This is a genomic window from Paenibacillus sp. P3E (assembly GCF_001909045.1).
In the GTDB taxonomy this organism is placed as follows: domain Bacteria; phylum Bacillota; class Bacilli; order Paenibacillales; family Paenibacillaceae; genus Paenibacillus_AQ; species Paenibacillus_AQ helianthi.
The window spans coordinates 204,519-224,355 of record NZ_LVWH01000001.1 but is presented as its reverse complement, the minus strand read 5'-3'; the positions used below and the strand labels follow the sequence as shown (position 1 = coordinate 224,355).

At 52.5% G+C, this 19,837-nt stretch carries 21 protein-coding genes and 1 riboswitch; of the genes, 8 read left to right on the top strand and 13 right to left on the bottom strand.

All coding sequences use genetic code 11. The features are described from left to right. Positions 1-15: 15 nt before the first annotated feature. The 10 genes from A3842_RS01080 to A3842_RS01035 form a co-directional block, all read right to left on the bottom strand. On the bottom strand, positions 16-408 hold the full coding sequence (locus A3842_RS01080) for a DUF350 domain-containing protein (protein WP_074100138.1): 393 nt from the start codon (positions 406-408) through the stop codon (positions 16-18). Continuing rightward, positions 405-1,061, bottom strand: coding sequence for a hypothetical protein (locus tag A3842_RS01075; RefSeq protein WP_074088406.1), 657 nt, complete (start codon positions 1,059-1,061; stop codon positions 405-407). The genes A3842_RS01080 and A3842_RS01075 overlap by 4 nt, the downstream gene beginning before the upstream one ends. Further along, positions 1,048-2,271, bottom strand: a complete 1,224-nt coding sequence (locus tag A3842_RS01070; RefSeq protein ID WP_074100137.1) for a glutathionylspermidine synthase family protein — start codon at positions 2,269-2,271, stop codon at positions 1,048-1,050. The genes A3842_RS01075 and A3842_RS01070 overlap by 14 nt, the downstream gene beginning before the upstream one ends. Continuing rightward, on the bottom strand, positions 2,268-2,954 hold the full coding sequence (locus A3842_RS01065; protein ID WP_074088404.1) for a hypothetical protein: 687 nt from the start codon (positions 2,952-2,954) through the stop codon (positions 2,268-2,270). The genes A3842_RS01070 and A3842_RS01065 overlap by 4 nt, the downstream gene beginning before the upstream one ends. 23 nt (positions 2,955-2,977) lie before the next feature. Continuing rightward, a complete protein-coding gene (locus A3842_RS01060) occupies positions 2,978-3,184 on the bottom strand; it encodes a hypothetical protein (RefSeq protein WP_074088466.1) in 207 nt (68 codons plus the stop codon). A 38-nt stretch (positions 3,185-3,222) separates the two neighbouring features. Next, a complete protein-coding gene (locus tag A3842_RS01055; protein WP_083607130.1) occupies positions 3,223-4,572 on the bottom strand; it encodes an MFS transporter in 1,350 nt (449 codons plus the stop codon). A gap of 313 nt (positions 4,573-4,885) precedes the next feature. Further along, positions 4,886-6,184 carry a nucleobase:cation symporter-2 family protein gene (locus tag A3842_RS01050; RefSeq protein WP_074100136.1) on the bottom strand — a complete coding sequence of 433 codons (1,299 nt, stop codon included), beginning with the start codon at positions 6,182-6,184 and terminating at the stop codon, positions 4,886-4,888. Beyond that, positions 6,178-6,789: a xanthine phosphoribosyltransferase gene (locus tag A3842_RS01045; RefSeq protein WP_074088401.1), complete on the bottom strand. Its 612-nt coding sequence runs from the start codon at positions 6,787-6,789 to the stop codon at positions 6,178-6,180. Before A3842_RS01045 ends, A3842_RS01050 begins: the two co-directional genes overlap by 7 nt. Before the next feature lie 168 nt (positions 6,790-6,957). Continuing rightward, positions 6,958-7,061, bottom strand: a riboswitch (purine riboswitch). A 237-nt stretch (positions 7,062-7,298) separates the two neighbouring features. Next, positions 7,299-7,979 (bottom strand): S-layer homology domain-containing protein, encoded by a 681-nt coding sequence (locus tag A3842_RS01040; RefSeq protein ID WP_074088400.1) that lies wholly within the window; start codon positions 7,977-7,979, stop codon positions 7,299-7,301. 162 nt (positions 7,980-8,141) lie between these two features. Further along, a complete protein-coding gene (locus A3842_RS01035) occupies positions 8,142-8,534 on the bottom strand; it encodes a winged helix-turn-helix transcriptional regulator (protein WP_074088399.1) in 393 nt (130 codons plus the stop codon). A 199-nt stretch (positions 8,535-8,733) separates the two neighbouring features. Between A3842_RS01035 and A3842_RS01030 the strand changes: the two genes are divergently transcribed. Together A3842_RS01030 and A3842_RS01025 are read left to right on the top strand one after the other, a co-directional pair. Beyond that, on the top strand, positions 8,734-9,939 hold the full coding sequence (locus tag A3842_RS01030) for an MFS transporter (protein ID WP_074100135.1): 1,206 nt from the start codon (positions 8,734-8,736) through the stop codon (positions 9,937-9,939). A gap of 127 nt (positions 9,940-10,066) precedes the next feature. After that, complete coding sequence (locus tag A3842_RS01025; RefSeq protein WP_074100134.1) at positions 10,067-10,909, top strand: aldo/keto reductase; 843 nt, start codon at positions 10,067-10,069, stop codon at positions 10,907-10,909. A gap of 110 nt (positions 10,910-11,019) precedes the next feature. Here A3842_RS01025 and A3842_RS01020 read toward each other — a convergent pair whose 3' ends face one another. Next, positions 11,020-11,949 carry an AEC family transporter gene (locus A3842_RS01020; RefSeq protein ID WP_074100133.1) on the bottom strand — a complete coding sequence of 310 codons (930 nt, stop codon included), beginning with the start codon at positions 11,947-11,949 and terminating at the stop codon, positions 11,020-11,022. A 178-nt stretch (positions 11,950-12,127) separates the two neighbouring features. Here A3842_RS01020 and A3842_RS01015 point away from each other — a divergent pair, with 178 nt between their 5' ends. Together A3842_RS01015 and A3842_RS01010 are read left to right on the top strand one after the other, a co-directional pair. After that, positions 12,128-12,466, top strand: coding sequence for a winged helix-turn-helix transcriptional regulator (locus tag A3842_RS01015; protein WP_074088395.1), 339 nt, complete (start codon positions 12,128-12,130; stop codon positions 12,464-12,466). A 160-nt stretch (positions 12,467-12,626) separates the two neighbouring features. Further along, complete coding sequence (locus tag A3842_RS01010; RefSeq protein ID WP_074088394.1) at positions 12,627-13,346, top strand: SDR family oxidoreductase; 720 nt, start codon at positions 12,627-12,629, stop codon at positions 13,344-13,346. 84 nt (positions 13,347-13,430) lie between these two features. On the opposite strand, the gene greA is transcribed toward A3842_RS01010, so the two are convergent. Then, positions 13,431-13,910, bottom strand: coding sequence for a transcription elongation factor GreA (gene greA, locus A3842_RS01005; protein WP_074088393.1), 480 nt, complete (start codon positions 13,908-13,910; stop codon positions 13,431-13,433). 174 nt (positions 13,911-14,084) lie between these two features. Here greA and A3842_RS01000 point away from each other — a divergent pair, with 174 nt between their 5' ends. After that, positions 14,085-15,524 (top strand): FAD-dependent oxidoreductase, encoded by a 1,440-nt coding sequence (locus A3842_RS01000; RefSeq protein ID WP_074100132.1) that lies wholly within the window; start codon positions 14,085-14,087, stop codon positions 15,522-15,524. A 116-nt stretch (positions 15,525-15,640) separates the two neighbouring features. Here A3842_RS01000 and A3842_RS00995 read toward each other — a convergent pair whose 3' ends face one another. Beyond that, positions 15,641-17,122, bottom strand: coding sequence for an MDR family MFS transporter (locus tag A3842_RS00995; protein ID WP_074100131.1), 1,482 nt, complete (start codon positions 17,120-17,122; stop codon positions 15,641-15,643). Positions 17,123-17,350: 228 nt separating this feature from the next. Between A3842_RS00995 and A3842_RS00990 the strand changes: the two genes are divergently transcribed. The 3 genes from A3842_RS00990 (at position 17,351) to A3842_RS00980 (ending at position 19,821) form a co-directional block, all read left to right on the top strand. Further along, complete coding sequence (locus A3842_RS00990) at positions 17,351-17,821, top strand: MarR family winged helix-turn-helix transcriptional regulator (protein WP_074100130.1); 471 nt, start codon at positions 17,351-17,353, stop codon at positions 17,819-17,821. A gap of 64 nt (positions 17,822-17,885) precedes the next feature. After that, a complete protein-coding gene (locus tag A3842_RS00985) occupies positions 17,886-19,058 on the top strand; it encodes an ATP-grasp domain-containing protein (protein WP_074100129.1) in 1,173 nt (390 codons plus the stop codon). A 61-nt stretch (positions 19,059-19,119) separates the two neighbouring features. After that, positions 19,120-19,821, top strand: coding sequence for an esterase family protein (locus A3842_RS00980; RefSeq protein WP_256701402.1), 702 nt, complete (start codon positions 19,120-19,122; stop codon positions 19,819-19,821). The last annotated feature ends 16 nt before the right edge of the window (positions 19,822-19,837 follow it).

Here is a 19,837-nt window from a genome sequence, read left to right as displayed (position 1 = left end):
AGAAAATGCATCGGCTTAAATGATCAGACTGCTGACGGCGAACGCTGTCCCGATGAAAACCAGGCACAGCATCAGGCCTACAGCGACATTCCCCTTCTGCAGATGATCAGATATTTTGAAGCCCGGTGTGAACAGCTCGAAGATCCAGTATGCAGCGATCAGGCAGACGTATCCAACCGCGAACCAGAGCATCATGAACCAGATTGAGGTATTCGTATACGCGGCCACGCCCAGAATAATCGCCGTGGCCAGAAACTTGCCACCGAGCGCCAAAGCTACGGCTACGTTGCCTTTTTTCAATTCTTCCATGTCCTTGAATGGAGTCATCAGGCTGAACACTACCATCCCGAGTACCTGCAGCAGAATGATTGTCAACACGCTGACAATCAGGTTAATCACAATCGTCAATTTGCCCACCCCCGAAATTTTGCGTAGGCCGAATCATAATCGGCGAAATCATGCACTTCCTCCAGCACAACAGAGGCTTTCTTTTGTTTCTCCAGCGCCGTATAGCGCTTATCATCAATCGGCTGCTTGATCCGGTTGCCCGAAGGCAGCTCAACCACAGCAAAATTTCTGGTTTTATCCTTGTACTTGGTTTTGTATACACCTACAAGATCCACATCCGTTGTAATGGATACCTTCAGACGGGCCAAATCTTCTGCGGCCGTCTTCTGGTCGGCATACGATTTAATCGTATCCCAGGAAGACAGGCGGATATCGTTCTTCTGATCGGCATCCGTCACCAGTTCGGCATCCATGAACTGTAAGGTCCATATCTTGTCGCCGGTGGCATAATTACCGTCGTTCGGAAGCAGCTCATTGTCCGGCAATACGGTCATGTCGCTGCCGATCAGATCTCCAACTGTGCCTTCAACCACCCGGTAATCCCAGGGGACCCGTGTTACACTGTCCGTTGTCTCCTTATCGGTATGAAACACACTGTTCGCATTGCCCGAGCATGCGCTCAGCAGCAGTACTGCCATCAGCAGCATGCCAAGCATTGTTCCTGAATGGAGCCTGCGGCCCCCTCTATTCCGGCGACTTCTATCCTTGTTCATCTTCAAGCCCCCTCACTCCTAGCGCGATAAAATGACTGGCATTGCCTGTAATCGGTCCGCCCGCGCGGCCCAATAGCCCGCATGGCACGCCGTTGATCACGAACATGCCGGTCAGCAGGTGAAGCTCCCCTTCAGGGGTCTGAATTCGGGCCAGCTCCGCCCGCTTCTGGTACACCGTCGGAAACAGCACGCTGCTGTCGAAGCCGTCCTCGTCGGCAAGCTCCAGCGATCCGCTGTTATCGAAAATCCGTACCGAGCCGCCTTCGCGGCCGAAGACGGACTTGGATACAAAGTTGCCGGAGAATACAGGCTTATTGTAGGTTGGCAGGATATAACTGGCTATCGCCTGACGCTCCTCCTCGCCGAAGAGCAGGCCCAGCTCATACATCCCCCACACAGCGGCAATCAGTCCTTTGGACTGCAGCAGGATGCTGTGCGGACCGTTGAACAGCTGAAGCTGCCCGCTCTCGATGGCGTAGGATAGCGCCTCGCCGCCATCATCCACCGCCATCCACTCCTTGGGATAAAGAGCGAACATCCGCTTGATGACCCGGTCCTCCGCATCTCTGACTGTCCCTTCATCAATCCACAAATCCAGGCAGTCGACACAGCGGATATCCAGACCGCTGTGCGCAACAAGCGCCTCAATGGTGCCGGAATCCTCCTGATGTGTTCCATAAGCAACACAGGCCGCCGTATCCGGCTGCTCAATGCCCCAGGCAGCAGCCAGGCGATCCTTCATGCCCGTATTGGGGCTCGACACTCCGGCCTTCCCGCAAATCCAGGGTGTAGCGATGGAAGCTTCCACATACCCGGTTGGCGTATCGGCGTTCAGTTCCAGCAGCTTGATCGTACCGTCGCCGGCTATGGCAAAATCAAATCTGGCATAGCGGCTGATCAGCCCCGGCTCCGGCAGCGGAGTGTCGTCCAGCATCTGCCACAGGACATGCGGAATACCCAGCAATTCATACAAATCATGCCGCTGGTGGACATAACGGACGGCCTTGTCGAGGATACTCCAGAGCTTAACCGAGGCTTCCTCCAGCTCCTTGTAGGTCTCGCCCCGCATCACGGCAACTGCATCCAGCCAGTATTCTTCATCCTCCAGGTCAGCCCAGGTGAATCCGAGCCCGTGCAGCTCTTCTACACGTGGAGCCCGTTCCAGCCCCGACTGATCGATATACTCAAAGACGCTGTCTGCCGGGCTCATCCGCCGAAACCGCTCCTGCCTGAACTCTTGCCGGAGCTGGACTTTGACGAGGAGCTGGACTTGCTGCCTGAGCTCAGACCGCTGGATTTGCCTCCGACTCCTCCGGCCTTGCTCGAAGTGTTTCTTCTGGTGATCGAACCGGTGGACGAGGTAGAGGTCCGCGGTTTAACCACGGAGCCGGGCACCGGCTTGTTCTGAAAGCTGCCGCTGTTATAGCTGGGTGCCTTGTAGACCTTCCGCGTGCCTCCATAATAGGTAGGGCGGTTGTTGTACCAGCCTCTTGAAGAATAGAAAGAGCCGCTGTTGAACAGCATGTGGTACAGCAGCAGATCATCCCAGCCGAAGCCAGAGTTATAGCCGCCGTAATTGTTGATGACCGTTGTGCCCCCCGAGGTGACTACCCCCTGGCCCTCCTGCAGCACTTCTCCAGCATTCTCATCCGGGTAAGGGATATTCCAGTCTACATTCTTGTCAAAATAAGCTTTGACCTCCTCGGTAGACCACGAAACCAGCGTGGGCTCATCTGCAGAGCTGCTCCCGGCTGCACCTACGCCCCCTGGAATAAATAGAGCATTAGCCAGCAGCGCAATACCCAGGGACGTGGACAATACCCGGATCGGTTTGCCGTCCGGGGTGAATAATCTGGAAGCCGCCGGTTCTTTTTGTTGTTCATCCTTTGCCAATTTGAGACCCTCCTCTCCTGACATTATTCTTCCGTACGCATGGGGACAAGCAGTAGTTCGAGCTTGCCCTGATCCACATTCAGCCGTCCTTCCACGGCTTCGTACTCCCGGCTGCCGACTACAATATAATTGACATGCTCCAGAGCCGTAATCATATTCATGCTCCAGGTCCGCTCCTCAATGATTCGCAGTTCGCCATCCGGCATCTTTTCAAACAGAATGACATTCATTCCCTGATCCACTTTTTCCTCATCCTTCCTGAACACTATTATGTTTCTGATACGTCGTTAGCACCATTTCGTTTCAACCCGGGCCCGCGGGATCGTCTATAGAAGAGAACCAGGCCCAGAGAGCACAGACTCACCGCAAGCAGAAGTCCATAGACATGCTTGTAAGCGCTCGATGGTACCCCTTCCCGCTGGGCATGAAGCAGTAATCCGCAGACGGCAACAGAGACTGATCCTCCGAAGAATTGGATCAGCTGCAGAAGCCCCATCCCCGATCCGATCCAGGTGCGCGGCAGGATCCCGGAGGCTTCATTGTTCAAGGATGCCATGGTTGCCGAAAAAGCCGGCGAGAAGCACAGGTACCCGAACAAAAGCACGAACGGCGACGCGGACAGGCTCAGGGCAAAAGTCGCCATAACAGCGGCAAGCACACCATGGCCGATGAGCAGAAAACGCAGATTTCCATACCGGTCGATCCAGCGGCCGACAAAACGGGTCAAAAATGCCGACAAAATCGCGCCTGGTGCAATAAAAAGGCCAATCATCAGCGCCGATTGATGGTACACGCTGGCCAGGGCAAGCGGCATCAGGAATAAATTACCCAGATTCAGCACTAAAATGCTGAAGCCAATGGCTGTGAGCTTTAAATAACCGGACATCCGGAGCAGTTCGGGATTAATAAAGGAGTTCCGGGCTTGGCGGAGATGGACAGCGTGAATCCCGAATGAGACTACACTTCCGGCAAGCCATATGTAGGACTTACTGGTTACGGCTACGAGCAGGCTTCCTGCATTGATAACCGTAAGTAAAGCTCCGTACAGGTCAAACGCCGCCGCCTTGGGCTGTTCCTTGGGCAGCAAATAGAGCAGCACCGGCAAAACAAGCAGTACTAGACAAGTAATGCCAAACAATCCGTTCCAGCCGAGATATTGGCTGATCAGACCGCCAGCAATCGGACCCAGCCCGAAAGCCATGGCACTTCCTGCAGAGATCATGGCGATGGAGGCACCTCTCCTGGCAAGCGGCACATACCGGCTGGCGAGGACCAGCCCTAGACCCGCCATGACGCCGGCACCGGCGGATTGCATAATCCGGGTAATCAGCAGAACATTGAAGCTGTGCGCAAACAATCCGGTGACCGAAGCCAGGCCCAGCGTTGTCAGGCCAATGGTCAGCAACTTGCGGATGGGCACCAGATCAGACAATCTGCTGTAGATCACCGTCGACAAGGCATAACCAATGGAGTAGCCCGAGATTACCCACGAACCGAGATCAGCTGAAATATGCAGATCTTGAATAATGGTGGGCAGTGACACATTGAACATAGTAGTGTTCATAACCACAATGAACAGGCAAAAGGTCCACAGCGGCATTACGACTTTGTCATTCATGCTTGACTCCATCCCTATCAATATATATATCTGTTACAACCCCATTAAATTCTATGCCCTGGACCTATAATTGGCAATATATTCATAGGACTCTCTGAACCCAGCTGTCCATGACACTATCCGGATGGATACCAAGCCCGCTATGCAATAGCGCCTTATAGTTCTCATAGTGTCTCCTGAATCCGAAATAATCACCCACCGGGATTAGCAAATTATACCTTGAAACGCTTTAGTGTTAAAAGCAAAAAAAGCCGATTCCATTCTATTTCGGAATCGGCGGATAATCTTTTTAGAATTGAGAACCTGGAATATTTCACTTTACCTCAGGTGCTGCGGCAGCCTGTGCTGTACTCTCTTGCGTTCTGGATAGGAAGATATTCAGAATAATAGCTGTCAGCGAGCCGGAGACAATCCCATTCTGGAGCAGCATTCTGGCGAACTCAGGAAGCTGATCGAACATGGATGGCAGAACTGCGGACCCCAGGCCCACAGCAATACTGCACGCAGCAATCAAGAGATTCCCGTCCTTACGCAAGTCGACCTCGGAGAGAATGGACATCCCGGACGCGGCCACCGAGCCAAACATAACAATCATAGCCCCGCCGAGCACCGCATTCGGCACGACGGTGGTCAACGCCGCCAGCTTCGGAAGTAGGCCAAGGACGACCATAATTCCGCCGGCTGCAAAAATAACATTTCGTGTCTTGACGCGGGTCAGTGACAGCAGGCCCACGTTCTGGGAAAATGCCGTATACGGGAAGGCATTGAACAGGCCGCCCAGCATGATGGCCAGGCCCTCAGAGCGGAGGCCGTTTACGACTTGCTTTTGCTCCACTTGCTGGTCTGTGGCTTTGCCTACAGCGAAATACACGCCAGTCGATTCAACCATGGAGACGATGTTGACGATAATCATCGTAAAGATTGCGGTAATGCTGAATTCAGGCCATCCGAAATAGAACGGGCGGGCAATGCTGACCCATGATGCGCTGCCTACGGTGGAGAAGTGAACGAGACCCATTGCATAGCCGATCACGGTTCCGGCCACGAGTCCGGCCAGAACAGATACCGATCGAAGGAAGCCTGTCGTGAACCGGTTCACTGCCAGAATTACCAGCAGTGTAATTAGGCCAAGCAGCAGATTACGGGGCGCTCCAAAATCAGCGCTGCCCTGACCACCCGCCACATTGTTCATAGCGACGGGAATCAGCGATAAGCCAATGATTGTTACCACGGAACCGGTAACTACTGTCGGGAAGAACTTCAACAGCTTGCCGTATATCGGGGCTGCCAGAACGACGAACAGCCCAGAGATGATGATCGCTCCGTAGGCTGTTGCCAGGTTAGAACCGGAAGCAATCGCAATGATCGGGCTTACCGCCGTAAAGGTACAGCCCAGCACCACCGGAAGCCCGCTGCCGAAATGCTTGCTGCTGATAATCTGGAGCAGTGTAGCCAGCCCGCAGGTGAAAAGATCCGCGGCGATCAGGTAAGCCATCTGTGCTCCGCTTAAATTCAGCGCCCCTCCGACAACAAGCGGCACAATGACAGCTCCGGCATACATCGCCAGCACATGCTGCAGTCCCAAGGCAAATATTTTCTGTTTGCTTAACATCCCGCACTCTCCTTCATGGTTTCTTCTGTATGGTGATTTATGAAATGGATTTCCCCTGGAGACATCGACGAGATTCTTGCCAAAGAATGAACAGCAATACCCCGTTCTTCGAGCAAGCTGCGCCCTTCCTGGAAGCTTTTCTCGATGACACAGCCCACACCCAGCAGCTCTGCTCCCGATGCGTTCACAATATCCGCCAGCCCCACAAGCGCCGCACCTGTAGCCAGAAAATCATCGACAATCAGCACCTTATCATCGGGACCCAGGTATTTCTGCGAAATGCTGATCTGGTAATCCTCATGCCTTGTGAAGGAATGGACTGGGGCCGAATAGACCTCCTCAGACTGGGTAACGGCTTTCTTTTTCTTGGCATACACGAACGGAACCCCCAGTGCAATTCCTGTTGCCATGGCGAACTGGATGCCGCTGGCTTCAACGGTCAGCACCTTGGTAACCGGCTGGTGTCCAAAAATCCGCCCGAACTCCTCGCCAATCTGCAGCACCAGCTGCGTATCCACCTGATGATTCAGAAACGAGTCCACCTTAAGCACCGTATCCGACAAAATGAGACCTTCCTGTCTAATGCGTTCCTCTAGTATTTTCATATTGCAGCCAACCTCTCCTTGTCTATAAAAAAAGACAGATCCCCTTGAGCGCTTCTCTCAAGTGAATCTGTCCTTCTGGGTTTTTGTCCCTTGGTGGTGTAACACATACATGTGTCCGCATCGCTTGGACCAGCTTCTTTTATGCCATGGCACAAAAAAACGGAACCCTAGATGCGCTATATCACTCATAGTCGGATAATTGCAGTGGTTATCCGGTAGAAACTTATGGGCCCTATTCCCAAGATTATATGAGTTGTTCATATTTTTTTAAAACCTTTGTATATCTTACACGCTCTACTACGTTCCGGACAAGTGGAATTTCAAGTATTTTCATGAATATTCCCGGTCTTTCATAGGAGTTTCATTTTTGTTCAAATATCGGGGATGCCCTGCCCTATCATCGCTGTATATTCTGCGGCAGCTACCTGTACTCAGCAGCAAAAACCGCAAGCTCCCTATCATGGGGCTTGCGGTTTTTGCTGCTGCCGTACTGACAGGCGGGAACCGCCTTACTCCGGGAGGCCACCGGCCGGGGCCGGATGAGCATCAATATATTTCAAAGCGTTATAGATCATCTCCGCAGCTTCGGCGCGGGTAATGCCGGCAGAAGGATGGAATTTGCCGGTACCGTCCAGACTGGCAATCTTCAGCGCCAGCGCGCGTTGAATGGAGCCGTCAAAACCGTTGGTGAATTCTGCCTGGTCTGCAATGTCTACCGGCATGATTTTGATCATCGGCAGATTACTGTGCTTCTCGATCGTCAGAATCAGCTGATGGGTGAACTCCTCACGGGTCCAGTTCTTCGCAGGGTTAAGATCAGGAGATAAACCAATATCGTTGTTAGCTGCAATAATAAGTGCATTTGCATACCAGGCATCGTTGTGGGCATTAGCGAAATAGTCGGTAGCCTGGGGCGCCTTCACGAAATTGAGCAGGTCTATATTCAAACCAAAAGCGTTAACGAACATCTGAATTCCCTGGGCGGCTGTAATTGTCGCATTCGGCATGAATTGCGTATCGCTTACGCCGTGGATCACGCCTCGCTGCTGCAATTCGGCGATCTTATCCTTGACCGGTGTGCTGGAGAGATCCTGGAACGTCGCGGCTGCGGCGAAGCTCTGTCCGGCAAAAGTCAAAGTCAGTACGGCTGCTGCCGATAATGTGATTTGTTTCAATGTATTTTTCTTCATTCGGGTCACCTCTTAGTTGGATTTACAAGCCTTACTTGCCCTCTTCTTCCTTCCAGACGGATCATCTGCTAAAAGGTTGCAGCCGGTCCCTTTACTTTGCTGCAAACAGCACACGCGGGCCGCCTGCTGAATCTGCAGGCGGCCCGCGTGTAGGGTTTTCTTTTACTCCATAACAGCTGTGTGAGCTTCTGTCTTCTTATGGTTCAGTACATTGTCCTCCAGCACAGTGAATTTATCCCCATACTCCTTGACGATGTGCTGCTCTCCCCAGGCGCATAAGGAATCAAGAATGGAGCTAAGCGTGCGCCCGTAATCGCTCAGCTCATACTCCACCTTCGGCGGCACCTGATTGTAGCTGATGCGGTTCACTATGCCGTCCTGCTCCAGTTCTCTAAGCTGCTGGGTCAGCATTTTCTGTGTAATGTTCGGCATATGACGCTTCAAATCGCTGGTCCGCATTGTACCATGCGTCAGATGGCAGAGGATAACACATTTCCACTTCCCTCCGATCACCTCGAGTGTAGCTTCAACCGATATATTATATTTTTTGGCCATGATCAGCCCTCCTGAAAGTTTGTTAGCATTCCTTCACTGAACAGCTTCGTACAAACTGGCTTCGGAAGCATTCCCTAAGCTTGGTCTATAGTTACTTTTTGGTACCTATATTACTTAAAAGTACGTACTACCCTTAATCGCTATAGTAATTCATAATAGCACTTACCGGCCGGTGATTACCATAGTAGGAGTGAATATCATGTCCCTGGATCGAAAAAGGAGCACTCTCGCACTGCTGGCTCTAGCCATTAGTGCATTCGCAATTGGAACAACCGAGTTTATCAGTGTCGGGCTGCTGCCCCTCATCGCTGATGACCTGCATATATCCGTGACGACAGCCGGATTAACCGTAACACTGTACGCGCTGGGCGTTACCTTCGGTGCGCCGGTGCTGACCTCACTGACCACAGCCGTCTCCCGCAAAACCCTGCTGCTGGCGCTGATGCTGCTCTTCATTGCCGGCAACAGCCTGGCGGCCACTGCAGGCGGTATTACCGTCCTGCTGGTAGCCCGGGTCATATCCGCGCTGTCGCACGGCCTGTTCATGTCCATCGCCTCTACGATCGCTGCCGATCTGGTGACCGAGGACCGCAGGGCAAGCGCCATCTCCATCATGTTCACCGGGCTTACGGTAGCGACCGTAACCGGAGTGCCGCTGGGCACATTCCTCGGGCAGCAGCTCGGCTGGCGGGCCGCCTTTATCGCCATTGCCGCAGTTGGCATTGTCGCGCTGATCGCCAACCTGATTCTTATTCCTTCCGGACTGCGCAGGGGCACGCGAACCCCGCTGCGGGACCAGGTGAAGCTGGTGACGAACGGACGGCTGCTGCTGGCTTTTGCCATCACAGCTCTTGGTTACGGCGGCACCTTCGTCGTCTTCACCTATCTATCCCCTCTGCTGCATGAGATCAGCGGCTTTCAGGAACAGACGGTTGCCGTCATTCTCCTTGTCTACGGTATAGCCATTGCCATCGGCAATATCATAGGAGGGAAAGCGGCCAACCGCAAGCCGATGAACGCTTTGTTCTATATGTTTGCCTTTCAGGCAGTAGTTCTGCTGGTGCTTACCTTTACTGCTCCTTTTAAGGCTGCTGCCCTCATCACTATTTTCTTCATGGGACTGCTCGCCTTCATGAATGTGCCCGGGCTGCAGGTCTTTGTGGTGATGCTGGCCGACCGGTATGCCCCAAGCGCCCGGGATGTTGCTTCTGCCGTTAATATTGCCGCCTTCAATGCTGGCATCGCCATTGGGGCCTATCTTGGAGGCCTCGTCACAGATCATATCGGACTGATTCATACCGCATGGGTCGGGTCCCTCATGGTATTCGGCGCAGTCATTCTTACCGCTTGGAGCCGTGCTCTGGAGAGCAGGGATGAGCATAAGCTTCTGAACAAGGCAGCATGATTGCCTAAGTACCTGACTGCCACTGCCACTGCCACTCACCTTAATTCGGCTTACAGCCAATCAGCTCACCGTAGAGTAGAAAGATCATCCGTACTCATACTATATCCATTCAGGAGGTTTTTTCATTATGGCACAGCATTTACAGGATACGATCCGCTTGCACAGCGGAGTGAATATGCCCTGGCTCGGGCTGGGAGTTTTTCAAGTAGAGGAAGGGGCAGAACTGGTTCAGGCAGTGAAATCAGCCATTGCCCACGGCTATCGGAGCGTGGATACCGCTGCCGTCTATCAGAATGAGCGGGGCGTGGGTCAGGCTATCGCGGAGGCTCTGGCTGAGAATAAGCTGGTCCGCGAAGACCTCTTCATCACTTCCAAGGTGTGGAACGCCGATCTCGGGTATGAGGCCACGCTTGCCGCCTATGAGGCCAGTCTGGAGAAGCTGGGGTTGGATTACCTCGATCTGTATTTGATTCATTGGCCGGTGAAGGACAAATACAAGGAGGCCTGGAGAGCGCTCGAAACCTTATACAAGACAGGACGGGTCAAAGCTATAGGGGTCAGCAACTTCCAGATTCATCATCTGGAGGATATTCTCAAGGATGCGGAGATTAAGCCGATGGTCAACCAGGTGGAACTGCATCCCTACTTGTCCCAGCAGGCGCTGCGCAGCTTCTGCAAGGAGCAGGGCATCCAGATTGAAGCCTGGTCACCCCTGATGCAGGGGCAATTGCTGGATCAGCCTGTACTCGCGGAGATCGCCGCGGCTCACGGCAAGTCTGTAGCCCAGGTGATTCTGCGCTGGGATCTGCAGCACGGCATTGTTACCATTCCGAAATCTATCAAGGCGCACCGGATAACCGAGAATGCTTCCGTGTTCGATTTCGAATTGAGCACTGGAGACATGGACCGGATCGACCAGCTTAACCGGGATCAACGGGTGGGTCCCGATCCAGACCATTTCGACTTTTAATTCGGGACCCGTCCGATTCACCAAGCCCTCCTTTCTCACCTGAAAGGAGGGCTTGGTGCGGTTTCCGGCCATGGTGCTTGGAGGCATCCCCAGAACCTCAAGAAGGGAATTTACGCATTGCCAACGATAGAGATTAAGATCGGGAGCACGAGAAAGGACGCCAGGGTGGTCCAGAGAATGCAGCGCGATACCAGCGCAGGCGAGCTGCCGAAGCGTTCGGCCAGCACCACGGAGTTGACCGCAACCGGCATGGAGGCGAGAATGAGCAGCACAGCGAATAGCGTTCCCGAAATGTTCAACAGGTACAGCAGCAGCGCGGCGGTCAGCGGGGCCAGCAGCAGACGGACCGACAACCCTGTCCAGAACGCCAGCCGTACATTGCGTACAACATCCGCAGTCTGTACCCGGACCATCTGGGCCCCCAGTATGGCCAGCACCACCGGGGAATAAGCTCCGGCTACCATCGACACCCCCGAAGCAATCTCATGCGGCATATGCAGACCGAGTGCCCGCAGCAGCAGAGCCAGCATCGCCGCGTAGATCGCCGGCAGGGAGAATACCGAACGGACGGCACTGCCGATAGAAAACTGTGATCTTGCCGCAAAATACACCCCAATCGTGTTCACAATCACCATCTGGGCAATGACATAGACCGAAGCCTTGTCGAGCCCCAGCTGACCAAAGGCCAGCAGCACCAGCGGCAGGCCATAATTGACACTGTTCGTGAAGGTGGAGATCAGGGTCAGGCCGGCTGCCTCCGGCGCAGCCAGCTTCAGGACTCTGCCAATCAGACGGGCCAGCGCCCACAGCACCAGCAGATTTAGCAGCGAGAAGGCAAGCGTTTTGTATACATCATCGAAAGAAATCTTGGCTGTAGCGAGCGTATCCAGAATAATTGCGGGACTCAGGAAATACAGATACAGCATTAACAGCGGCTTGGTATCCAGGTTCTTGAACCGTCCAAGCAGCGCACCCGATACGACCGGGATGGATAACGGGACAATCACCTCGACCAGAGTGGACAACACCTGTTGAATCAATTGCGAGGACTCCTCTGCTAAAAAAGTTACTCTTACTATACCCCTCCCCGGCGGATGCCGTCTAAGACATGGAAGCAATATGCTTAATAGTAAAAGCCTATGAACGTCTTAACTTCCCAAAGGATACTATTGTGGTATGATTAACATAAATCGTGATCACCACAGGAGGTTGACTGAAATGGACTTCACCGAGCCGGTCATTCTGACCAAAGGAACCCCCGGCGAGCCTTGTCCCATCGCCAAAACGCTGGATGTCATCGGAACCAAATGGACATTCCTGATTATTCGTGATCTGCTGATTGGCGGCACCATGCGCTTCAGTGATCTGCTGCGTTCTCTGGAAGGAATCAGCCCGAAGACATTAGCGCTGCGGCTGCGTGAGCTGGAGAACCACGGCATTCTTATGCGCACCGTATATCCCGAGGTGCCCCCTCGCGTAGAATATACCCTGACGAAGAAGGGCGAACAGCTGGAAGGCATTTTTATTGAGCTGAAAAGATACGGTCTTGCCCTCTAAGCAGACGTTTTCCCAAAAAAAGTTTACCCCCGGCAGCTCAGCATCAGCACAATACTATCTTTACGGTAACTGTATGTACAGAATGTAACTACTTCCCTAAAGGAAGTATAAGGAATATACTCTCCTCACAAGGCAGTTTCAATTTAGAGGAGGAATCATTATGTTAAGAGGACAGAAAATAGTTATTATCGGAGGCAGCTCAGGAATCGGTCTGGCAACCGCAAAGCTTGCTGCTGCAGAAGGTGCGGAGGTGGTTCTGGCCAGCCGCTCCGCAGAGAAGCTGGAGCAGGCCAAAGCAGCACTTGGACCTGACGCAAAAGCAATTACGTATACGCTGGATGTTACGGACGAGGAACAGGTACGGTCCTTATTCGCAGAGCTGGGGGCCTTTGACCATCTGGTGGTCACCGCAGCCGAAACCAAAGGGGGCCCGTTCCTCACTACAGCCACCAGTGCTTCACGCCAGCTGATGGACAATAAGTTCTGGGGCCAATACTATGCCGCCAAATACGGTGCGCCGAACCTGAACCCCCATGGCTCCATTACTCTGTTCTCCGGCGTCGTTGCCTTCAAAGCCATGGCCGGGTCCTCCGTGCTCGGCGCAGTGAATGCAGCCGTAGCCAATCTGGGGCAGACCCTTGCGCTGGAGCTGGCCCCGCTGCGGGTGAACACCGTCTCGCCGGGCATCATCGATACCCCTTCCCGCGCAGGCATGGCGGAAGAGGCCCGCAGTGCTTTTTACAGCAGCATCGCAGCCAAGCTGCCTGTGCAGCGCGTAGGCACAGCCTCGGATGTTGCCGAAGGCGTGCTCTATCTGATACGTAACGGCTTCGTTACAGGCACAGTGCTTCATGTGGAAGGCGGCCACACCCTAATCTAAACCGGACTACCCTGGCCAAACCAAAAAAATCCCTGCCCCCTAATCATACGGGAGGCAGGGATTTTAACTTTCAGGAGCTTCAGCTTACAGCATTTTGATCTCCAGCAGTTCATATTTGATGATGCCCATTGGTGCGTTCACGCTGATGATGTCGCCTACTTTTTTGCCGAGCAGTTCTTTGCCCAGAGGGCTTTCGTACGAAATCTTGTTGTCCAGCACATCGGCTTCAGCCGGACCGACCACTCTATATTCGATCTTTTCGGAGTATTCCACATCATTCAGAATGACGATGCAGCCTACGCTGACTGTGCTCAGATCCATATTGCTGGAGTCTACAATCTGCGCTTTGATCAGCATTTTCTCCAGAATCATGATGCGGGTCTCCATGAAGGATTGATCTTCTTTGGCAGAGTGGTACTCACTGTTCTCCTTGAGATCCCCGTAGCTTATGGCCAGCTTAAGCCGGGCCGCGAGCTCCTTGCGCCCTGCTCCCTTGAGCTCCTTGAGCTCTTCCTCCAGCTTGGCCAGACCTTCTTTCGTCAAAAACACTTCTTCATTCGACATGTATACAACTCCTATTTTTACTCGCTTTACTGTATTCTACCCCATAATCGGCCAACATGCGAAAAGAAAGCACTTCCGCTGAAAATTGCCAATATCCATCCTAGTATAAATAACCAAAATTGATTTACAATAATGATATTAAATCTCATACACAGTCAGGAGCACAAGAAGTCCATGTTTATGCATTCCCCCAAATTCCATCGCTTTACAAGCTGTCTGGCCGCTGCACTGATTCTGCTGTCGGCATCAAACCCGACTACAACGGCGGCAGCGAAGTCAATTGTCCCTTCCATGGCCTCTCCAAGCTATGATGTCGTTGTCATTGGAAGCGAAATTCAAGGCGCACTGCTCGCCAGGGAAGCCGTCAAGGCCGGCCTGAAAGTGCTGATGCTTGATCCCCGCAGCAAACCGGGCGGTGAACTAATTCAAGGGCAAATGTTTTTTCTCGATGATGTGAACGACAACAAGCACAGAAGTCTCGTGCAAGGTGAGATCAAAAGTCTCTTCAATGGCTACAAGGCAGGAACCATTCTGAAGGCAGCCGATTTCCAAAAGTACTATAACAAGATTATGCAAGGCATTCCGCTGAAGAGCGGGGTTGTTCTGGACCATATTGACACGAAGGCGGCGGGCAGCGAAAAGACGCTGAGTTCCCTAACCTATCACGTTAAGAACGAAGCTCCGATTACGATCAGGTCCCGATACTGGGTAGAAAATACCGACTTCAATGCCTTGAGCGGACGTCTGAAGGAAGCCCGGATTCCGGGAATGGAGTCCATTGACCACGGTAAGAAGCCTGATTACATGGCCGCTACATATATGCTCAATTTCAAAAATGTGAATTGGAACCAGCTGCATGAGTCCATTCTCGAGAACTATCCGCTGACGAATGTGCGCAACAAATATGGACCCAATACCTACGTGGATTTGCACTTCGCCACCGGATTCAGCAAGATCACCAAAAGATACTCCACCAAGGACAAGCAGCTTAGGTTACGCGGGCTAAATGCCGCCTATCAAAAAAATGGCCAGGTGATCATCAATGCCCTGCTGATTTACGATGTAAATCCTTCCGACCCTAAGTCTGTGGCAGCAGCGGTACAGAAGGGCAAAGCCGAAGCCCCTTCTATTCTAAACTTCCTGCGCTTAAATATCCCCGGGTTCGCTAACGCTGAACTGAACGGGTTCCCGGAGTACCTCTACATCCGTGACTATAACCGCTATGAGACCAAATACGTGCTGGGTTACACGGACTTAATGTCCAGCCGGATGTTCTGGGATGATGTGAGCATTGGCGGGTACCCCGTCGATTTGCAGGGGACCCGGAAGATTCCCACTGGAATCGGCTTTGGCAAGCCGGACCATTACGGGTTGCCGCTGCGATCCTTTGAACTGAAATCCTATGACAATGTGCTTGTAGCCGGGAAAAATGTCGGTGCGAGCATCAAAGCCTACGGCAGCGCAAGGATCATGCCCACCACTGCACTGGCAGCCCAGACCATCGGCATCATTCTGGGACGGGAGCGCAGCAAACGGCTGACTGACCTGAACACAGCAGATTTCCAGAGAATCCGTTCTTATCTGAAAAAGGATTATCAGATCAGCTTGCAGTAGACTGCTCTCCATCTATTCAGGTATAACTAAACCGCCCCAGCAGGTCTGTCAAGAACCTGCTGGGGCGGTTTGCTGTTGGATAAGTCAGCCTTTGGTCTCCTGCCGGCACACAGCACTTAGCTATTCGCCTCCTGCTTGACGGAAGCTGCCTTCAGTACAGCAGCCTTCGGTTTGGCTGTTCCGGTTCGGAGCAGAAAGGTCAAGGGAATTGCCAGAATCCCGATCACGGTTGCGATGAGGAATACATCCCGTACACCCAGCGTCATACCCTGGGCCTTGATGAAGCCGGCCGCAGCTGAGGTTCCGCCGCTAAGCTCCTTCTGGTGCGTCAAGGCCCGCGAAGCCAGCAGCGAGCTGAAGATCGCGATGGACAGCGCCCCGGTGGCTTGCCGTACCCAGTTGGTAACAGAAGAAGCATGACCGGTGATCTGTTTCGGCACGGAAGACATTCCGGCGTTCGTAACCGGCATGAAGGCCAGAGCAATCCCGACATTGCGCACCGCCATCAGCCAAGCCAGCCGAACATGGGTAGTGGCGAGTGTGATATGGCTGAGCTCCCAGGTTGAGGCGACCAGCAGCAGGATGCCGCCAAGAATCAGCCAGAACGGCCCGGTCTTGCTGTAGAGCTTGCCGACAACCGGTGACATGACAGCCATGGCAATGGAACCCGGCAGCAGGACCAGTGCTGTTGCGAGCGGAGTAGACTGCTGAATGTCCTGCAGAAAGACGGGAATCAGGAACGTCCCGGAATACAGGGCAATGGTAATGATACAGTTGATCATCAGGCTGTAAGTGAACCGGTTTTGCCGGAATACCTTAAGATTCAGCAGCGGTTCTGTCAAAGCGAGCTCTCTGCGGATGAAATAAGTTAGCGCTATAGCTCCGATAATCAGCAGGGTCAGAGTCTTCCAGGAGGTCCAGCCCCAGGCATTCCCTTTATTAAAAGCCAGAATAATGAACGCACTGCTAAGAATAACCGTTACAAAACCCGGCAGATCAAAGGTCTTCCTTTCACCAGCGGTTCGCTGAAACGGCAAGCACTTGAGTGCAACCACAATCGCAATAATCCCTATCGGCACATTGATCATAAATAGCGATTCCCAGCCAAAATATCCGGTCAGCCATCCCCCTAGTGTCGGGCCAAAGGCAGGTGCCAGCATAGAGGACAAGCTCCACAGGCTCATTGCGAACGCCTGCTTTTCCTTTTCGATAAATTGATAGATCATGGTCATTGTAGTAGGAATAATCAGCCCGCCGAACACCCCCTGCAGAATACGGAAGGTCACGAGTGAGTGAATGTTCCAGGCCATCATGCACAGTCCGGAGAATAGGGTAAATCCCGATAAAGCGAACACATACAGATATTTGTAACTCCATTTATCACCGAAATAGCCCACCACCGGCGCGATCACACCCGTAGCGAGCAGATAACCTGTAATCATCCACTGCACGGTCCCAATCTCCGCATGAAAGTCCTTCATAAATACCGGAAACGCTACGTTAATGGTGGTGGTACTCAGGATCGCCATGAAATTCCCGAAAAAAATAGCTAAAATAATCAACCAAAAGGATGAATTACGAACAGTTTGAGTCTTCAATAGGTTCTCTCCTCCGTGAAGCACAATACACTAAAGTCTGGCTTCCCCACCATATGGGTGTATGATACAATTAAATAGTTATATATGTGTATTATACAACTACATTAATGAAAGTCAATATGACTTATTTCATTCCTTTTTCATAAATGGGCGCGACTTTTGCTTGTGGTCCGGTATGTTCACTATAATAATGGAGAAAAGTAATCCGTAAAGGAAGGAAGCTATCGTATGGATGAAAAAAACCTGGAGTCCCTTAACAATGAGCTGATGACACTCATCCGCCGTTCCTCTCTCGACAAGAAGCATGGGGGGCTGGACCGCTCGACATATACGCTGCTCTACCATTTGGCCCACCACAAGAAGGTAGGGGTAAAGGCACTCGCCGAAGAGTTCGGACTCGACACCTCCACGATCAGCAGACAGACCAGTGTACTCGAAAGCAAAGGCTATGCCGTGCGGGTACCCGACCCGATGGACGGAAGATCGAGCTATTTTGAGATCACCCCACTTGGCACACGCAAGCTGGAGGAAGCGCGGAACATCCGTCTGGAGCGGTATGGGGAGATCTTTGAAGACTGGTCTTCGGAGGACTGCCATACCTTCAGCGGACTGCTGGCCAGACTGAATCAAAAATTGGCGCAGCGCAGTTCCGGGGCTAAAGGATTGACGGAAGAGGCCGAAGCTGGTAGATTGAATTAATCATACAATATAAGTCGGAATTAAAACGCAGAAATATACCATATTGCCGAAGGGGCTGGTCCGCTTGAACTTTATTTTCTTTTCGCCTCATTTCCCGAGGAACAGCGCCGATTTCTGCAGTCACCTTCAGCAGCAGGGAGCCACGGTGCTTGGGATCGGTGATGCCGAGTATGATCAGCTGGAGGACAAGCTGAAGTCGGCCATGACCGAGTATTACAAGGTAAGCAGTCTGGAAAATTATGACGAGATTCTACGGGCTGTGGGTTATTTCACTCACCGGTACGGCAAAATCGACCGCTTCGAATCCCTGAATGAATATTGGCTGGAGCAGGATGCCGCGATCCGCACGGATTTTAACATTTACGGCACTAAGACTGATTTTGTCTACAACCTGAAACAGAAATCCAAAATGAAAGAGTTTTTCCGCAAAAGCGGGGTAAGCACCGTGCAGTTCTCCACCGGAACCACCCGCGACAGTGTGGATGACTTCATCCGCGGCACCGGCTTTCCGCTTGTGGTGAAGCCGGACCTGGGCTCCGGGGCCAGCATGACCTATAAGATCAATAACGAGGCCGAGCTGCAGCAGTTTTTTGACACCAAGCCGGATGATGTGGCTTTTATTATTGAAGAGTTCATTGACGGCGTGATTCTGACCTACGACGGGCTGGTGGATATCGACGGAAACGTGCAGTTCGCAGTCAGTCACTTGTTCGAGAACAGCGTGATGGATGTCGTCAATACGGACAACCACCTCTACTATTTCTGTCTGAAGGAGATCAGCCCCGAGGTTGAGCTTGCGGGAAAAAACATCCTCCAGGCTTTTGATATCAGAGAGCGCTTCTTCCATATCGAATTGTTCAAGTCGAACAAGGATGGCCGGATCATTGCCCTTGAAGTAAATATGCGGCCTCCAGGAGCATGGATGACCGATGCGATTAACTTTTCATATGATGTGGATGTGTATGAAGAATGGGCGCGCATGATTGTTCACAATGAGGTAGGCGGACCGTTTGAAGGCAAGTATTATACCGGCTATGCCAGCCGTAAGCGGCATAAGCCTTACGTTCACAGCCATGAGGACATTTACCGTGCCTTTGGGGACAAGATTGTCCATTATGCGGAGATTGAAGAAGTGTTCAGCCGTGCCATGGGGAACAGCGCCTATCAATTCCGTTCTGCGGATCTGGGGGAAGTCAGAGACATCGTGGGCTATATTCAACAAGTTGAAGAGGGATAGGATGTGTTGATGCATGAGGATAAGCTACCATAAAGAATACAGCAGGCACCTTCACAGAGATATGGAATACAAAGTGTACGGCCATGCGGGGAAACCGATGCTGGTCTTCCCGACTTCACTGGGTCGGTTCTATCAATATGAGGATTCCGGCATGATTCAGACCCTTTCGCAGTTCATTGATGCGGGTAAGCTGCAGATCTGGGCCTGCGACACCCTTGATGAGGAGACCTTTTTCTCGGGCGGCTGGAACCATGAGGACAAGGTGCAGCGCCATGAGCAGTACGACAAGTACATCACGCAGGAGCTGATCCCCCGAATCCTCCAGTCCAGCAAGGCAAGCAACGGCGGCAGCGACCAAAAGATCCTCGTCTCCGGCTGCTCCATGGGCGCGTACTACAGTGCCAGCTTCTTTTTCCGGCATCCTCACGTTTTCGATACATTAATCGCCCTCAGCGGCGTCTACTCCACCCATTACTTCTTTGGTGATTATATGAGCGGGACCGTCTACCTGAACTCGCCGCTGCATTACCTGCCGGGCCTGACCGATGAACATTACCTGAGCGCTTACCGGGCCAGCCGGATCATCCTCTGTGTCGGACAAGGCGCCTATGAAGACGAGATGCTTCATGAGACGCGCCTGCTCCAGGATCTGCTCCAGCACAAAGGTATTGCGGCACAGATTGATTATTGGGGGCATGATGCTGATCATGACTGGCCTTGGTGGAACAAACAAATTCACTATTATGTAGGCGGGTGTCTGTAAGGCAAACGCGTATGAC

What these genes read in the sequence shown, in the direction of transcription:
- A3842_RS01075 (WP_074088406.1), bottom strand. Translation starts at nt 1,061, where the DNA reads ATGAACAAGGATAGAAGTCGCCGGAATAGAGGGGGCCGCAGGCTCCAT.
- A3842_RS01030 (WP_074100135.1), top strand. Translation starts at nt 8,734, where the DNA reads ATGTCCCTGGATCGAAAAAGGAGCACTCTCGCACTGCTGGCTCTAGCC.
- A3842_RS01060 (WP_074088466.1), bottom strand. Translation starts at nt 3,184, where the DNA reads ATGAATGTCATTCTGTTTGAAAAGATGCCGGATGGCGAACTGCGAATC.
- A3842_RS01035 (WP_074088399.1), bottom strand. Translation starts at nt 8,534, where the DNA reads ATGGCCAAAAAATATAATATATCGGTTGAAGCTACACTCGAGGTGATC.
- A3842_RS01015 (WP_074088395.1), top strand. Translation starts at nt 12,128, where the DNA reads ATGGACTTCACCGAGCCGGTCATTCTGACCAAAGGAACCCCCGGCGAG.
- A3842_RS00980 (WP_256701402.1), top strand. Translation starts at nt 19,120, where the DNA reads ATGGAATACAAAGTGTACGGCCATGCGGGGAAACCGATGCTGGTCTTC.
- A3842_RS01000 (WP_074100132.1), top strand. Translation starts at nt 14,085, where the DNA reads ATGTTTATGCATTCCCCCAAATTCCATCGCTTTACAAGCTGTCTGGCC.
- A3842_RS01010 (WP_074088394.1), top strand. Translation starts at nt 12,627, where the DNA reads ATGTTAAGAGGACAGAAAATAGTTATTATCGGAGGCAGCTCAGGAATC.
- A3842_RS01040 (WP_074088400.1), bottom strand. Translation starts at nt 7,979, where the DNA reads ATGAAGAAAAATACATTGAAACAAATCACATTATCGGCAGCAGCCGTA.
- A3842_RS01050 (WP_074100136.1), bottom strand. Translation starts at nt 6,184, where the DNA reads ATGTTAAGCAAACAGAAAATATTTGCCTTGGGACTGCAGCATGTGCTG.
- A3842_RS01045 (WP_074088401.1), bottom strand. Translation starts at nt 6,789, where the DNA reads ATGAAAATACTAGAGGAACGCATTAGACAGGAAGGTCTCATTTTGTCG.
- greA (WP_074088393.1), bottom strand. Translation starts at nt 13,910, where the DNA reads ATGTCGAATGAAGAAGTGTTTTTGACGAAAGAAGGTCTGGCCAAGCTG.
- A3842_RS01070 (WP_074100137.1), bottom strand. Translation starts at nt 2,271, where the DNA reads ATGAGCCCGGCAGACAGCGTCTTTGAGTATATCGATCAGTCGGGGCTG.
- A3842_RS01055 (WP_083607130.1), bottom strand. Translation starts at nt 4,572, where the DNA reads ATGAATGACAAAGTCGTAATGCCGCTGTGGACCTTTTGCCTGTTCATT.
- A3842_RS00990 (WP_074100130.1), top strand. Translation starts at nt 17,351, where the DNA reads ATGGATGAAAAAAACCTGGAGTCCCTTAACAATGAGCTGATGACACTC.
- A3842_RS01025 (WP_074100134.1), top strand. Translation starts at nt 10,067, where the DNA reads ATGGCACAGCATTTACAGGATACGATCCGCTTGCACAGCGGAGTGAAT.